A 16,346-nucleotide genomic window follows, 5' to 3' on the forward strand; every position below is an offset into this window, starting at 1 on the left:
CCCGCCGCACCCGGCCCCCCGCGCCCCCGGCGAAGGGAGCCGACGGCTCCCCGACGGGCTCCGGAGGGAAGGGCTCCGACGGGACGGACACCGCCGAGGCAGGGCCCGGCGGCGGATCGCTGCCCCGGCGGGTGCGGCAGGCCAGTCTGGCTCCCCAGCTCAAGCGCGGCGCAGCACCGCTGAACGAGAACAGGGCCGAGCCCGTCGAACGGGACGCGGACGAAGTGCGCAGCCGCATGGCCTCGCTGCAGCGGGGCTGGCAGCGCGGCCGCGAAGAGAACGCCGCGGGCGACGAAGCCGACAGCGGCACAGCACCACGACGAACGACTAAGGGGGACGGTCGATGACCGCACCGAAGGCCACCGGCCACGACGAGACCGACAAGGGGGAGCTGAACTGGCTCCTCGACGACCTGGTGGACCGCGTAGCCAGTATCCGCAAGGCGATCGTGCTGTCCGGCGACGGCCTCCCCACGGGCGCGTCCAAGGACCTGACCCGCGAGGACAGCGAGCACCTGGCCGCCGTCGCCTCCGGATTCCACAGCCTCGCCAAGGGGGTGGGCCGCCACTTCGAGGCCGGAGACGTGCGCCAGACGGTCGTCGAGCTCGACGAGGCGTTCCTGTTCGTCACCGCCGCCGGTGACGGCAGCTGCCTCGCCGTCCTCGCGGACGCCGACTCCGACGTCGGACAGGTCGCCTACGAGATGACGCTCCTCGTGAAGCGGGTCGGTGTGCATCTGGGCGCCGCACCGCGCACCGATCTGTCCTCGGGCGGGTAGTGGGATGACATGAGCGCTGACGGTCAGGGTAGTAGCCACTGGTTCGACGACGAGGCCGGACCGGTCGTCCGTCCGTACGCCATGACGCGGGGCCGCACCACCAGTGCGGCCCAGCACCGCCTCGACCTGATCGCGGTGGTCGTCGCGGAGCCGCACGCGGACGACCCGGAGGACGATCCCACCCTTGCCCCGGAGCACGTGGACATCGTCGGACTGTGCCGCGGCACCTCGCAGACGGTCGCCGAACTCGCCGCCGAACTCGACCTGCCGATCGGAGTGGTCCGGGTGCTCGTCGGAGACCTCGTGGACTGCGAATTGGTCCATGTGAACCGGCCCGTACCCCCGGCCGAACTGCCGGACGAGAGTATTCTGCGCGACGTGATCAACGGCCTCCGGGCGCTGTGACCGGCGCGGAAGCGGGGTACTGACGTGACAGGCTGGCAGTTCTGGGTCGACCGAGGCGGCACCTTCACCGACATCGTCGCGCGCCGCCCCGACGGCCGGCTGCTCACCCACAAGGTGCTGTCCGACAACCCGGATCCGGAGCACTCCGGTTCCGGCGCGAGCCGGGGGACCGGCAGCACGGACGCGGCGGTCGTCGGCGTCCGCGCGCTGCTGGCCGGTTCCGACGCCCCGGTCGACGCCGTGCGCATGGGGACCACGGTCGCCACCAACGCCCTCCTCGAACGCAAGGGCGAACGAACGCTGCTGGTCATCACCCGCGGCTTCCGCGACGCCCTGCGCATCGCCTACCAGAACCGCCCCCGCATCTTCGCCCGGCGCATCGACCTGCCCGAGCTGCTGTACGAACGGGTCGTCGAGGTGGACGAACGCCTCGCCGCCGACGGCACCGTCCTGCGTCCGCCCGACCTGGACGCCCTCGCCGGACCACTGCGGCAGGCGTACGACGACGGGATCCGGGCCGTCGCCGTGGTCTGCGTGCACAGCCATCAGCACCCCGCTCACGAACAGCGGATCGGGGAGCTGGCCGCCCGCGTCGGCTTTCCGCAGATCTCGCTGTCCAGCGAGGTCAGCCCTCTGATGAAACTCGTCCCGCGTGGCGACACCGCCGTCGTCGACGCCTACCTCTCGCCCGTACTGCGCCGCTACGTCCGCCATGTCGCCGACGAGCTCCGGGGCGTGCGGCTGATGTTCATGCAGTCCAACGGCGGTCTCACCGAGGCCGGGCAGTTCCGCGGCAAGGACGCCGTCCTCTCCGGACCGGCCGGCGGCATCGTCGGCATGGCACGCATGTCGCGGCTGGCCGGATTCGACCGCGTCATCGGGTTCGACATGGGCGGCACCTCCACCGACGTCTCGCACTTCGCGGGCGAGTACGAACGCGTCTTCACCACACAGATCGCCGGGGTCCGGCTCCGCGCCCCCATGCTCGACATCCATACCGTCGCCGCCGGCGGCGGCTCGGTCCTCCACTTCGACGGCTCCCGCTACCGGGTGGGGCCGGACTCGGCGGGCGCGGACCCGGGCCCCGCCTGCTACCGGCGCGGCGGACCGCTCACCGTCACCGACGCCAACGTCATGCTCGGCCGGATCCAGCCCGCCCACTTCCCGACGGTGTTCGGCCCGGACGGCGGCCGGCCGCTCGACGACGTCCTCGTCCGCGACCGCTTCACCGCCCTCGCCCACGAGATCCACGAACGGACCGGCGACGACCGCACGCCCGAGCAGGTCGCCGAGGGGTACCTGCAGATCGCCGTCGCCAACATCGCCGGCGCGGTGAAGCGGATCTCCGTCCAGAAGGGCCACGACATCACCCGGTACGCGCTCACCACCTTCGGCGGGGCGGGCGGACAGCACGCGTGCAGGGTCGCCGACTCGCTCGGCATCCGCACCGTCCTCGTCCCGCCCATGGCCGGTGTCCTGTCCGCACTCGGTATCGGCCTCGCCGACACCACGGCCATGCGGGAGCGGTCCGTCGAAGCGCCGCTGGAGCCCGGTGCGATGCCCGGCGTCCACAGGACCGCCGACGACCTGGAGACAGCGGCCCGCGCCGAACTCCTCGCCGAGGACGTCCCCGGGGAGCGGATCGAGGTCACCCGCCGCGCGCAGCTGCGTTACGGCGGCACCGACACCGCCCTCACCGTCGAGCTCACCGGACCCGCCACGATGCGGCGTGCCTTCGAAGAACGTCATCGCGCCACGTACTCGTTCACCCTCGACCGCCCGATCGTCGTCGAAGCTCTCTCCGTCGAAGCCACCGGCATCACGGACCCCCCCGATCTCTCCGCCCTCGCCCCTGCCGGGCGCGGTCCCGGACACGACGCCGCTGTCCCACGGACCGTCCGCCTCCACACCGGTGGCGCCTGGCGCGACGTACCCCTCCACCGCCGGGAGGACCTTCCGCACGGCGAAACCGTCACCGGCCCGGCGATCATCGCCGAGTCCGGGGCGACGACCGTCGTCGACGACGGCTGGCGGGCCACGGCGAGGGACGACGGGCATCTGGTCATGGAACGGGCCACGGTCACGCAGAGTTCCGAGATCGGCACAGAAGCCGACCCCGTCCTCCTCGAGGTCTTCAACAACCTGTTCATGTCCATCGCCGAACAGATGGGCGCCCGCCTCGAGTCCACCGCCCAGTCCGTCAACATCAAGGAGCGCCTGGACTTCTCCTGCGCCCTTTTCGACCCCGACGGAAACCTGGTGGCCAACGCTCCGCACATCCCCGTCCACCTGGGGTCGATGGGCACCGGTGTCAAAGAGGTCATCCGGCGGCGCGGCCCGTCCATGCGTCCCGGTGACACCTACGCCGTCAACGACCCGTACCACGGTGGCACCCATCTGCCCGACGTCACCGTGATCACCCCGGTCTTCGGCGAGGCACCCGCAGACGGCACGGAGAGTGACCGGAGAGTCCTGTTCCACGTCGCCTCGCGCGGGCACCACGCGGAGATCGGCGGCATCGCCCCCGGATCCATGCCCGCCGACAGCCGCACCATCGACGAGGAGGGCATCCTCTTCGACAACTGGCTGCTCACCGAAGGCGGCCGCTTCCGTGAGGAGGAGACCCTCCGCCTCCTCACCGAGGCCCCTCACCCCTCCCGCAACCCGCAGACCAACCTCGCCGACCTGCGCGCCCAGATCGCCGCCAACCACAAGGGCGTCGACGAGGTGGGCCACATGATCGATAACTTCGGACTCGACGTCGTCCAGGCCTACATGAGGCACGTGCAGGACAACGCCGAGGAGGCGGTACGCCGCGTCATCGACGCCCTCGACGACGGCGAGTACGCCTACCGGACGGACTCGGGGGCCGTCATCCGCGTACGCGTGCGGGTGGACCGCGCGAACCGGACCGCGACCATCGACTTCACCGGGACCTCGGCACAGCTGCCCACCAACTTCAACGCCCCCTTCTCGGTGGTCAACGCGGCCGTCCTGTATGTCTTCCGCACCCTGGTCGCCGACGACATCCCGCTCAACGACGGCTGCCTGCGCCCTCTGAGGATCATCGTGCCGCCCGGCTCCATGCTGGCGCCCGAACCGCCGGCCGCCGTCGTCGCGGGCAACGTGGAGACCTCACAGGCCGTCACCGGTGCCCTCTACGCGGCCCTCGGCGTCCAGGCGGAGGGCTCCGGCACCATGAACAACGTCACCTTCGGCAACACACGCCACCAGTACTACGAAACCGTCGCGTCCGGTTCGGGCGCCGGCGAGGGCTTCCCGGGCGCGTCCGTCGTACAGACCCACATGACCAACTCCCGGCTCACCGATCCCGAGATCCTCGAGTGGCGACTGCCCGTCCGCCTCGAGGAGTTCGCGGTGCGCCGCGGCAGCGGAGGCGCCGGACGGTGGCGCGGCGGCGACGGAGCCGTGCGCCGACTGCGCTTCCTGGAACCCATGACCGTCTCCACGCTGTCCCAGCACCGCAGGGTCGCCCCGTACGGTATGGCGGGCGGAGCGCCCGGAGCCCTGGGCGCCAACCGGGTCGAACGAGCCGACGGCACGGTCACCCTGCTCGCCGGCAGCGACTCCGCGGACCTCGGCGCCGACGACGTACTCGTCATCGAAACCCCCGGCGGCGGGGGATACGGCCCGCCGCCCGAATCCCATCAAGCAGGAGAAGAGATCGATGATCTTCGGCCGTTCTGAGCGCGGCAAGCCCCCGGTCGAGCCCGTCACGCTCAAGATTCTCGTAGCCGGCGGCTTCGGCGTCGGCAAGACCACGCTCGTCGGCGCGGTCAGCGAGATCAGGCCGCTGCGCACCGAGGAACTCCTCACCGAGGCCGGGCGCCCGGTCGACGACACCAGCGGTGTGGAGGCGAAGAACACCACGACCGTGGCCATGGACTTCGGCCGCATCACGCTCCGCGAGGACCTGGTGCTGTACCTCTTCGGCACCCCCGGCCAGGAGCGGTTCTGGTTCATGTGGGACGAACTGTCCGAGGGCGCCCTCGGAGCCGTCGTCCTCGCCGACACCCGGCGTCTGGAGGACTGCTTCGCCGCCATCGACTACTTCGAGCGGCGCTCCATACCGTTCCTCGTCGGAGTCAACCGCTTCGACGGGGCGGCCCGCTACCCGGAGGAGGACATCCGCCGGGCCCTCGACCTCGACGAACACGTACCGCTGCTGACGGGTGACGCGCGGGACCGCGAGTCGGTCAAGGAGGTCCTCATCGGTGTGGTCCAGCACGCCATGGCCCAGGCCTCGCAGCGACGGGTGGTCACCACCTGAGGAGACGCGGGACACGCGGCCCGTACTCCCGCCGACCGGAGCACGGGCCGCCGCGCGGAGCACGACAGCACCGCGCGAGGTCAGTCGTCGCCCTCCTCAGGCTTCCCCGGCGTGCCGTCTCCTGGTAGACGCAGGAGACATGACACGACTCTCGACCGCGGTACGCGGACTGGCCGTCACCGTCGCCGCCCTGCTCGCCGCGACCGCCGCGTCCGCCCCCGCCCGTGCGAAGCCCGAACCCAAGGCCCCCCGCGACTTCGTGGCGCTGAACAGCGTGGACCCGACGATCATCCAGGAGATCCGCTACCTCACCCCGCACAACTTCGTCGGCGATCCCGTCGACGGCTACCGGCAGCCGCTGTGCATCCTCACCCGCCCGGCCGCGCGGGCACTGCACACCGCACAGCGGAAGCTGCTGCGCCACGGCTACTCCCTCAAGGTGTACGACTGCTACCGGCCGCAACGCGCGGTGGACCACTTCGTGCGCTGGGCCAAGGACCTCGACGACCAGAGGATGAAGGCCGAGTTCTATCCGAACGTCGACAAGAGCCGGCTGTTCGCCGACGGTTACATCGCGGAGAAGTCCGGCCACAGCCGCGGCTCGACGGTGGACCTCACCCTCGTGAAGCTCCCCGTCCGGCCCGTCCGGCCGCACCGTCCCGAGCCGCCCCTCGCGCCCTGCTTCGCTCCCAGGAACGAGCGCTACCCCGACACTTCCGTCGACATGGGCACCGGTTACGACTGCTTCGACACCCTCAGCCACACCCTCGACCCGCGCATCCAGGGCGAACAGCGCGCCAACCGGCTGCTGCTCAAGAACACCCTGGAGGACCTAGGATTCGTGAACCTGGCCGAGGAGTGGTGGCACTACACCTTCAAGCCCGAGTCCCACCCGGACACCTACTTCGACTTCCCGGTGTCCCACAGGTCACTCGCCGGCCGCCCCTGACCGACCTGCCGGAGACGCCCCCGCCGTGATCGGATACAGTCCCGCGCGTGCCCGAAACTCCTGCCCCGGTCCCCAACTCCGCGCCGGACTCTCACTGTTCGCGCTGCGGCGCCCCCTACGGGGAGGGCGTCTCCGGCTGGCCCCGCACCTGTCCGGCCTGCCGTGCCACGGCCTACCGCAACCCCCTCCCCGTCGCCGTGGCCCTCCAGCCCGTGTACGACACACGGGGCACCGCCCTGGTCGTCATCACCCGCGCCATCGCCCCCGCGCGCGGTGGCACGGCCCTGCCCGGCGGCTTCATCGACCACCGGGAGGACTGGCGCCGGGCGGTCGTCCGTGAACTGCGCGAAGAGACGGGCATCGAAGCGGCGAGCCGCGACGTCCGCCTCGCCGACGCCATGAGCTCACCCGACGGACACCTGCTGCTGTTCGGGCTCCTGCCGGAACGTGCCGCGGAGGACCTGCCGCCCTTCACCCCCACCGACGAGACCGAGGGCAGACACCTGCTGCGCCGCGCCGACGAACTCGCCTTCCCCCTGCACACCCTGGCGGTACGGGCGTGGTTCGAGGGCCGCTACATCTGACCCCCGCCCGGTTCCAGCCCGCGCACACGCACCGGCCAGGGCGGCTCGCCGGAGCCGCCCTCGCCCTCCCGCTCGACGAGGATCCGCGCACCCGACCAGCGGACGGTGAACCGCTCGATCTCCGGCTCCTCCCAGCCGTCACCGGCATCCGGCACGACCAGCCCGCTCCCGGTCCGCCCCCGGGCGGGCGCCCACACCTCGAGTTCGGTACCGCCGTCCTCCCCCCGCACCGGAAGTACGGCGCCACCGCGCGCGAACACCGGAATACGACTCAGGGGCGCGTCGACCAGCACCCGGGCCGGCCCCTCGTACGCCCGTCCCGTCGCCGTGTCGTACCACCTCCCGCGCGGCAGCTGGACGGCCCGCCGGTCCACCCCCGGGCCGAGCACCGGCGCCACCAGCAGACAGTCGCCGAGCAGGAAGGCGTCCTCGCAGTCGCGCAACGGGCGCTCCTCCGGCGCCGACCACCACAACGGCCGCACGTAGGGCGCCCCGGTACGCCTGGCCAGGTGCGCCAGCGTCATGAAGTACGGAAACAACCGCCGGCGTTCGGCGAGCGCCGCGCGGGCGTGCTCCAGAATCTCGGCACCGAGCTCCCACGGCTCCCCGCCGCCGGTACCGGCACACGTGCGGAACAACGGCAGACACGCCCCCAGCTGGAGCCGGCGCAGGTACAGCTCCGCCGACCGGGCCCCGTCCGGCCCGCCGGTATCCGGGCCCGAGTACGGAATCCCGCACAGCCCCAGGCCCAGCACCAGCGCCAGCGACGCCCGCAACCCGGACCAGCCCGCCCCCACCTCGCCCGACCACACGCCCGCGTAGCGCTGCACACCCGCCCACCCGGAGCGAGCCAGCACGAACGGCCGCTCCTCGGGCACCCGGCTCCGCAGCCCCTCGTAGGCGGCCCGGGCCATGCACAGCCCGTACACGTTGTGCGCCTCGCGGTGATCACCACGCCGCCCGTCCAGGGCGTGCCCGGCCGACCGCGGCAACGTCCCCTCCCCGAAGACCGTGGACGGGGTCGGCTCGTCCAGGGTGTGCCAGAAGCCGGTGAACCCCTGTGCCAGCCGCTCCGCGTACAGCGAACCCCACCACGCGCGCACGCGCGGGTGCGTGAAATCCGGAAAGACCGCGTCCCCGGACCACGAGACTCCCCGGACGACCTCCCCGGAGGCACCCCGCACGAACGCGTCCCGGCCCACCCCGTCGTCGTACACGGGGCTGCCGGGCCTCATCTCGACGGCGGGGCCGACGACCGACACCAGCCTGATCCCCTCGCGCCGCAGTTCGTCCGCCAGGACCGGCAGCTTCGGGAACCGGTCCTGGTCGACGGTGAACACCCGCCGGGAGTCGAAATGGCCTGCGCCGAGGTGCACGGCGTCCAGCGGCAGCCGGTGCTCCAGATGACCCTCGACCACCGTCCGCAGTTCCTCCTCCCCACCGCCACCCCATCGCGCGTGCTGGTGGCCGAGCGCCCACGCGGGAGGCAGCGCCGGAGCCCCGGTGAGCGACGCCCAGGTGAGCAGCACCCGCGCGGGGGTGCCCACCATCACCCAGCAGCGCAGCGGGCCGCCGTCCATCCGCAGCTCACTCGTCCCGGCCCGGTCGTGTCCGGAACCGGCCCCCTCCTCGCCCTCCCGCAGCGTCACCGTGCCGTCCCAGGAACTGTCGTGGAAGACCAGATGGGTGCCCGCGTCGGCCACCACCATCTGCGCCGGCATCGTGACGGACAACGGACCGACGCCGCGCCGGGCGACTCGGTCGGGGCCGGTGTTCCACAACCGGTACGCCCCGTCCCGGAGCCGCGGCCCCGACGCGCGCCCCCCGAGACCGAAGAAGCGGGCGTCCGCCGCCACCTCCGACCGCTGCGACCACCGCGCGGTGCCACCTCCGGCCGGTTCCCACCACCGCGGCGGCAGATCACGCCGCAGCGGCACACCGCCGGGGGTGAGCACCTCGACCGCGCCGTGCCGGGAGACCACCACCGTCACGCGCTCGGCCACCACACGCCAGCCACCGTCCTTGTCCGGCTCCAGCGCGGCACGCGGGTCCGGACCGGGGCAGCGGCCGGCCAGCGCGTAGGACGGTTCGGGAGCAGCCCCGTCCCAGCCCCAGAAGACCGCCCCGTTCACCGCGACGAAGATCCGCAGATCCGAGCGGCTGAACCTGACCAGCCCTCCACCGGGCCCCGGCTCCACCTCACGCACGGTCCCGGGCACCCGCGCCCGCACCGGACCCCGCGGCGGCAGCCCACGGGCGTCCGCCCGGCGCCTGCGCCATGCCGCGCGTACGGTACGCAACCCCTGAGCCGCCCCCACAGAAGCGACCGCTCTCACCGAACGCACCAGGTCACGACCGTCCATGCTGCTCACCCTGCCATCGATCGCGTCCCGCGCGGGCGTCGTTCAACTCCCGTTCATCCGTGATCGGACCACATCTTCACGACACGGAGTATGTGGGGGTCACCCTGGTGCAGAAGTCGATCACGTGGCATCGTCCCTTTCAGCCGCGTCACGCGCACACCCCCGCCCGTGCGCGCAGGACGCACACCACGCGCACAGTCCGGGAGCCGCCCCATGTCGACCGAGAACCCCCAGCCGCTCTGGCAGCCGGATCCGGCACGCATCGCCCAGGCACGGATCACCGCGTTCCAGGCATGGGCCGCCGCACACCACGACGCCCCCGCCGAGGGTGGTTACGCGGCGCTCCACCGCTGGTCCGTGGCGGAACTGGATACGTTCTGGCAAGCGATCACGGAGTGGTTCGACGTCCGCTTCTCGACGCCCTACGCGCGCGTCCTGGGCGACCGCGCGATGCCCGGTGCCCAGTGGTTCCCCGGAGCGACGCTGAACTACGCCGAGCACACCCTGCGCGCGAGCGAGTCCCGCGCGGACGAACCGGCCCTGCTCCACGTGGACGAGACCCATGACGTGACCCCGGTCACCTGGGCCGAGCTGCGCCGCCAGGTCGGCTCCCTCGCCGCCGAACTGCGCTCCCTGGGTGTACGCCCCGGTGACCGTGTCAGCGGCTATCTGCCGAACGTCCCCCAGGCGGTCGTCGCGCTCCTCGCCACCGCGGCCGTGGGCGGCGTGTGGACCTCCTGCGCTCCCGACTTCGGCGCCCGCAGCGTCCTCGACCGGTTCCAGCAGGTCGAACCGGTCGTCCTGTTCACCGTCGACGGCTACCGCTATGGCGGCAAGGAACACGACCGCCGCGACGTCGTCGCCGAACTGCGCCGCGAGCTGCCCACCCTGCGCGCCGTCGTGCACATCCCCCTCCTCGGCACCGGGGCCCCCGACGGCGCGCTCGACTGGTCCGCACTCACCTCCGCGGACACCGAGCCGGTCTTCGAACAGGTGCCCTTCGACCACCCGCTCTGGGTGCTCTACTCCTCCGGCACCACCGGCCTGCCCAAGGCGATCGTCCAGTCCCAGGGCGGCATCCTCGTCGAACACCTCAAGCAACTCGGACTCCACTGCGACCTGGGCCCCGAGGACCGCTTCTTCTGGTACACCTCGACCGGCTGGATGATGTGGAACTTCCTCGTCTCCGGCCTCCTGACCGGAACGACGATCGTCCTGTACGACGGCAGCCCCGGCTACCCCGACACGGGAGCCCAGTGGAGGATCGCCGAACGCACCGGGGCCACCCTCTACGGCACCTCCGCCGCGTACGTCATGGCCTGCCGCAAGGCGGACGTGCACCCTTCGCGAGACTTCGACCTCTCCGCGGTCAAGTGCGTCGCGACCACCGGATCACCCCTGCCCCCCGACGGCTTCCGCTGGCTCCACGACGAAGTCCGCGACGACCTGTGGATCGCCTCCGTCAGCGGCGGCACCGACGTGTGCTCCTGCTTCGCGGGCGCCGTACCCACGCTCCCCGTCCATGTCGGCGAACTCCAGGCACCCGGTCTCGGCACCGACCTGCAGTCCTGGGACCCGAGCGGAAAGCACCTGACCGACGAGGTCGGCGAACTCGTCGTCACCAACCCGATGCCGTCCATGCCGATCCGCTTCTGGAACGACCCCGACGGCAGCCGCTACCACGACAGCTACTTCGACACCTATCCGGGCGTCTGGCGGCACGGCGACTGGATCACCATCACCCCGAGGGGCTCGGTCGTCATCCACGGCCGCTCCGACTCCACCCTCAACCGCCAGGGCGTCCGCATGGGCTCGGCCGACATCTACGAAGCCGTGGAACGCCTCCCCGAGATCAGGGAGTCCCTCGTCATCGGCGTCGAACAACCCGACGGCGGTTACTGGATGCCCCTGTTCGTCCACCTGTCCCCAGGCGCCACGTTGGACGAGGACCTCCTCGACCGCATCAAGCAGACCATCCGCCGGCAGCTCTCACCACGCCACGTCCCGGACGAGATCATCGAGGTGCCCGGAGTCCCGCACACCCTCACCGGCAAACGCATCGAGGTCCCGGTCAAGCGCCTCCTCCAGGGCACCCCCCTGGAGAAAGCGGTCAACCCCGGCTCCATCGACAACCTCGACCTGCTCGCCTTCTACGAGGAGATCGCCCGCAACCGCGCCTGACCCCGCGCGGGGCCCTCCACGTGCGCCATCGTCTCCCCCGCCCCGTTGTCAGTGCCTCCGATTACTGTGAGTGAGCATTGATCGACTGTGCAGAGGGGGAGACATGACGTCCACCGACCACCGAACCCTGCGACGCGTCCTGCGCCGCGAAATCACCGGCACCATCGGCCTGCTCACCGACGAGCACGACTTCCGCGCCATGCGGCGCTACCGCAGCTTCGTCTTCGACGACCACACCGTCTACCTCCGGCAGATGGAAGCCGTCCTCAGGACACGCGCCCTGCGGGGCAGCCACACCACCGTGGCGCTCTTCGACCCCGCGGACTACGCCGAGTTCTGCGAGCGAACGGGCCTCGACCCCGACAGCCGCACCAGCCGCACCCGGTTCACGGCCGAACTCGCCTCCACCGGGCCCACGGTCCCCTACGACGGCCGGCCGCTGGCCGACCTCCTGGCCGGCCTCGTCGACGAGGCCGTCCGCCAGGCGACCCGGGAGTACGCGACCACGCTCCTCGCCCGCCTCGGCGCCTGCGTCTCCTGCGGCGAGGACCTGGGCCGCGCCGCCTTCACCCGCGCCTCGCAGCTCCTGGTGCGGATCCTCGACACGGCGCCTCCCGGGGAGCGGCACCTCGTGTGCAGTGTCTCCGGCCCACCCGAAACACTCGTCGCCGCCCTGCACGCCGACGACATCTCCGGCCGGCTGGAACTCGACCAGTCCGAAGCCCTCGAATTCACCACCGTCCTGGCCCTCGGCCTCGCCACCGCGAGCCCCGGCGGACTGGTCATGCGGACCAGCAGGACCGGCACCCCCGACCGGGTCCACGGCTGGCGGCTGCGCGCCTACGGCCTCGAACCGCTGACGGCCGGTGAGGTCTTCGACGCCTACTGCACCGACGCCGAATCCGGAGACCTCATCGCCCCGGAGTCCAACGTCGACTACTGCGAGCCACCCGACCTGGGGGAGGAGGGCGGACCGAGCCCGGCCCACGACCACTGAGCCGGACAACGCGGAAGGGGCGTCACACCCCAGGTGCAACGCCCCTTCCGGGAACCGGTCGCGATCCGGTCACTCGCCCGACAGCACCGCCTGCGCGGCGTTACGGGCATCCTCGGCACTGTCCGCCGCCCGGGCGGCCGCCGCGGCCCGCTCGCACTGCGCCAGCGTGAACTTCGCCAGTGCCGCCCGTACGTACGGAAGGGACGCCGCGCCCATGGAGAGCGAGGTGACACCCAGACCCGTCAGCACACACGCCAGCAGGGGATCGGCAGCGGCCTCACCACAGACGCCGCAGCTCTTGCCCTCGGCCTTCGCCGCCTCGGCGGACAGCGCCACCAGGTCGAGCAGCGCGGGCTGCCACGGGTCCTGCAGCCGGGAGACCGCACCCACCTGGCGGTCCGCGGCGAACGTGTACTGCGCGAGGTCGTTCGTGCCCAGCGACAGGAACTCCACCTCCTGCAGCACCGAGCGCGCCCGCAGCGCTGCCGACGGGATCTCGACCATCGCGCCGAACTTCGCCCGCAGCCCCGCCTCCCGGCACGCGTCCGCGAAGGCCTTGGCATCGGCCCGGTCCGCCACCATCGGCGCCATGACCTCGAGGTGGACGGGCAGCCCTTCCGCGGCCTTGGCCAGCGCCGTCAGCTGGGTGCGCAGCACCGCGGGATGGTCCAGAAGCGTCCGCAGACCACGCACGCCCAGCGCCGGGTTCGGCTCGTCCGCCGGGGTGAGGAAGTCCAGCGGCTTGTCCGCTCCCGCGTCCAGCACCCGCACCACGACCCGGCCCTCGGGGAACGCCTCGAGCACCTGACGGTACGCCGTGACCTGCTTCTCCTCGGAAGGAGCGTTCTCGCTGTCGTCCAGGAACAGGAACTCGGTACGGAAGAGACCGACGCCCTCGGCACCTGCCTCGACTGCTGCCGCCACGTCCGCGGGGCCACCGATGTTGGCCAGCAGCGGCACCTTGTGACCGTCGGCGGTCGCACCGGGCCCGGTCGACGCGGTCAGCGCCGCCCTGCGCCCGGCGGCCGCGGCTTCGAGTTCCGCCTTCTTCTCGTCGCTCGGGTCGAGGAAGATCTCGCCGCTGCTGCCGTCGACCGCTATCAGAGTGCCCTCGGCGAGTTCACCGGCACCCGGCAGCGCGACCACGGCGGGGACACCGAGCGCGCGCGCCAGGATCGCGCTGTGGCTGGTGGGCCCGCCCTCCTCGGTGACGAACCCGAGCACCAGAGTCGGGTCCAGCAGCGCCGTGTCCGCCGGAGCGAGATCACGGGCGACCAGGACGTACGGCTCGTCGCTGTCGGGCACCCCGGGCATCGGCACCCCGAGCAGCCGGGCGACGATCCGGTTGCGGACGTCGTCGAGGTCGGCCACGCGGCCCGCCAGATACTCGCCGGCGTTCGCCAGCAGCTCGCGGTACGAGGCGAACGCGTCGTACACCGCGCGTTCGGCGGAGCTGCCGACGGCGATCCGCCGCTCCACGTCGGCCTGCAGCTCGGGGTCCTGGGCCATCATTGCCTGTGCCTCGAGCACCGCCTGGGCCTCGCCGCCGGCAAGGTTTCCGCGCGCCGTCAGATCGGCCGCCACCGCCTCCACGGCCTGGCGGGCGCGACCCTGTTCGCGCTCCGCGTCCTCCGCCGGGATCTGCTTGGCCGGCGGCTCGAGCACCGCCGTACCCATGTGCCGGACCTCGCCGATCGCCACACCGTGGCTGACACCGACGCCTCGCAACGTTGTGTCCATCTCACCCGTCTCCGCTAGTGCGGCGGCACCAGCCGCCGCGTTGGTTGTCCTGGTGGCCGTCCGGAACGGCGCTGGATCACTTCCAGAGGAAGAGACTGTCGCCGGCCTTCACATCGCCGCTGTCACGAAGCTCGGAGAGAGCGTCCGACGTGGCTTCCAGAGCGACGACCGGGCAGACCGGGGACTTGCCGGCAGCCTCCACGGCGGCCGGGTCCCAGCGCACGATGCCCTGACCGCGTGTCACCGTGTCGCCTTTGTTGACGAGCAGTTCGAAGCCCTCACCATTGAGCTGAACGGTGTCGATACCGAGGTGGGTGAGTACCCCGTGTCCGCTCTCGTCGACCACGACGAAGGCGTGCGGGTGAAGTGAGACGATCACGCCGTCGACGGGGGAGACGGCCTCGGAGGGCTCTCGCGCGGGGTCGATGGCCGTCCCGGGGCCGACCATGGCCCCGGAGAAGACCGGATCGGGCACGGACGCCAGTCCGATGGCCCGCCCTGCGAGCGGGGACGTCACGGTGGTCATGGGGAAGCCTCCCAGAAGTGGAGATCTGTACGAGCGCCGTCACTGCCTGTCGCCGGCGTATGCTGTTCAGAAGGGTATGTCACACGTCGTACCGGTTCCGGAGGACAGATCCGGATCTATGGTCTAGACGAGAGGTCTAGACCACCCCACAGTAGTCGATTTGCATGCGGTCTGCGACCCCGTGTAGAGTCGTAGCCCTGCTTGGGGATGCGTGACGTGGTCAGCGTCCTTCACCCAGCAGCAATCCAACTCGTCAGATCCTATCCACGGGTCGCTTCCTGTGTGTTTGCGGGACAGTGGTCAGGGAGTCGGAAAAACACTGATAGAGTCGGAAACACCGAAGGGAAGCCCGGAGGAAAGCCCGAGAGGGTGAGTACAAAGGAAGCGTCCGTTCCTTGAGAACTCAACAGCGTGCCAAAAGTCAACGCCAGATATGTTGATACCCCGTCCATCCGGTTTCGGATGGACGAGGTTCCTTTGAAGAAAACACAGCGAGGACGCTGTGAACCATCGGATTATTCCTCCGGTGGTTCCGCTCTCGTGATGTGTGCACCCGATTACGGGTAAACATTCACGGAGAGTTTGATCCTGGCTCAGGACGAACGCTGGCGGCGTGCTTAACACATGCAAGTCGAACGATGAACCACTTCGGTGGGGATTAGTGGCGAACGGGTGAGTAACACGTGGGCAATCTGCCCTGCACTCTGGGACAAGCCCTGGAAACGGGGTCTAATACCGGATACTGACCCTCACGGGCATCTGTGAGGGTCGAAAGCTCCGGCGGTGCAGGATGAGCCCGCGGCCTATCAGCTTGTTGGTGAGGTAATGGCTCACCAAGGCGACGACGGGTAGCCGGCCTGAGAGGGCGACCGGCCACACTGGGACTGAGACACGGCCCAGACTCCTACGGGAGGCAGCAGTGGGGAATATTGCACAATGGGCGAAAGCCTGATGCAGCGACGCCGCGTGAGGGATGACGGCCTTCGGGTTGTAAACCTCTTTCAGCAGGGAAGAAGCGAAAGTGACGGTACCTGCAGAAGAAGCGCCGGCTAACTACGTGCCAGCAGCCGCGGTAATACGTAGGGCGCGAGCGTTGTCCGGAATTATTGGGCGTAAAGAGCTCGTAGGCGGCTTGTCACGTCGGTTGTGAAAGCCCGGGGCTTAACCCCGGGTCTGCAGTCGATACGGGCAGGCTAGAGTTCGGTAGGGGAGATCGGAATTCCTGGTGTAGCGGTGAAATGCGCAGATATCAGGAGGAACACCGGTGGCGAAGGCGGATCTCTGGGCCGATACTGACGCTGAGGAGCGAAAGCGTGGGGAGCGAACAGGATTAGATACCCTGGTAGTCCACGCCGTAAACGGTGGGCACTAGGTGTGGGCGACATTCCACGTCGTCCGTGCCGCAGCTAACGCATTAAGTGCCCCGCCTGGGGAGTACGGCCGCAAGGCTAAAACTCAAAGGAATTGACGGGGGCCCGCACAAGCGGCGGAGCATGTGGCTTAATTCGACGCAACGCGAAGAACCTTACCAA

General features: G+C 70.5%; 11 protein-coding genes, 1 rRNA gene and 1 pseudogene. 10 read left to right on the forward strand and 3 right to left on the reverse strand.

All coding sequences use genetic code 11. The features are described 5' to 3' along the window. The 7 genes and pseudogenes from B9S61_RS41685 to B9S61_RS23845 all read left to right on the forward strand — a co-directional run. Positions 1–347 (forward strand): annotated as a pseudogene (locus tag B9S61_RS41685) (histidine kinase); the annotation flags it as partial. Beyond that, a complete protein-coding gene (locus tag B9S61_RS23820) occupies positions 344–778 on the forward strand; it encodes a roadblock/LC7 domain-containing protein (RefSeq protein ID WP_103544089.1) in 435 nt (144 codons plus the stop codon). The pseudogene B9S61_RS41685 and the gene B9S61_RS23820, both read left to right, overlap by 4 nt. Positions 779–787: 9 nt before the next feature. Beyond that, positions 788–1,183 (forward strand): DUF742 domain-containing protein, encoded by a 396-nt coding sequence (locus tag B9S61_RS23825; RefSeq protein ID WP_103544090.1) that lies wholly within the window; start codon positions 788–790, stop codon positions 1,181–1,183. Positions 1,184–1,207: 24 nt separating this feature from the next. Next, positions 1,208–4,891 (forward strand): hydantoinase B/oxoprolinase family protein, encoded by a 3,684-nt coding sequence (locus B9S61_RS23830; RefSeq protein ID WP_103544091.1) that lies wholly within the window; start codon positions 1,208–1,210, stop codon positions 4,889–4,891. Next, positions 4,872–5,474 (forward strand): ATP/GTP-binding protein, encoded by a 603-nt coding sequence (locus B9S61_RS23835; RefSeq protein ID WP_103544092.1) that lies wholly within the window; start codon positions 4,872–4,874, stop codon positions 5,472–5,474. The genes B9S61_RS23830 and B9S61_RS23835 overlap by 20 nt, the downstream gene beginning before the upstream one ends. Positions 5,475–5,613: 139 nt before the next feature. After that, complete coding sequence (locus tag B9S61_RS23840; protein ID WP_103544093.1) at positions 5,614–6,423, forward strand: M15 family metallopeptidase; 810 nt, start codon at positions 5,614–5,616, stop codon at positions 6,421–6,423. A 47-nt stretch (positions 6,424–6,470) separates the two neighbouring features. Then, positions 6,471–7,007, forward strand: a complete 537-nt coding sequence (locus B9S61_RS23845; RefSeq protein WP_103544094.1) for an NUDIX domain-containing protein — start codon at positions 6,471–6,473, stop codon at positions 7,005–7,007. Here the strand turns inward: B9S61_RS23845 and B9S61_RS23850 are convergent. Continuing rightward, complete coding sequence (locus tag B9S61_RS23850; protein WP_103544095.1) at positions 6,998–9,370, reverse strand: glycoside hydrolase family 31 protein; 2,373 nt, start codon at positions 9,368–9,370, stop codon at positions 6,998–7,000. The two genes, B9S61_RS23845 and B9S61_RS23850, sit on opposite strands and share 10 nt — an antisense overlap. Positions 9,371–9,583: 213 nt before the next feature. On the opposite strand from B9S61_RS23850, the gene B9S61_RS23855 reads away from it, so the two are divergent. Together B9S61_RS23855 and B9S61_RS23860 are read left to right on the forward strand one after the other, a co-directional pair. After that, a complete protein-coding gene (locus B9S61_RS23855) occupies positions 9,584–11,551 on the forward strand; it encodes an acetoacetate--CoA ligase (RefSeq protein WP_103544096.1) in 1,968 nt (655 codons plus the stop codon). 103 nt (positions 11,552–11,654) lie between these two features. Next, positions 11,655–12,548, forward strand: coding sequence for a hypothetical protein (locus B9S61_RS23860; protein ID WP_103544097.1), 894 nt, complete (start codon positions 11,655–11,657; stop codon positions 12,546–12,548). A gap of 69 nt (positions 12,549–12,617) precedes the next feature. Here B9S61_RS23860 and ptsP read toward each other — a convergent pair whose 3' ends face one another. Further along, complete coding sequence (gene ptsP, locus B9S61_RS23865; RefSeq protein ID WP_103544098.1) at positions 12,618–14,288, reverse strand: phosphoenolpyruvate--protein phosphotransferase; 1,671 nt, start codon at positions 14,286–14,288, stop codon at positions 12,618–12,620. 76 nt (positions 14,289–14,364) lie between these two features. After that, on the reverse strand, positions 14,365–14,814 hold the full coding sequence (locus B9S61_RS23870; protein ID WP_103544099.1) for a PTS glucose transporter subunit IIA: 450 nt from the start codon (positions 14,812–14,814) through the stop codon (positions 14,365–14,367). A 570-nt stretch (positions 14,815–15,384) separates the two neighbouring features. On the opposite strand from B9S61_RS23870, the gene B9S61_RS23880 reads away from it, so the two are divergent. Further along, positions 15,385–16,346: ribosomal RNA gene (locus tag B9S61_RS23880) — 16S ribosomal RNA — on the forward strand; the annotation flags it as partial.

Source organism: Streptomyces sp. SM1 (assembly GCF_002910825.1).
Taxonomy (GTDB): Bacteria; Actinomycetota; Actinomycetes; order Streptomycetales; family Streptomycetaceae; genus Streptomyces; species Streptomyces okerensis.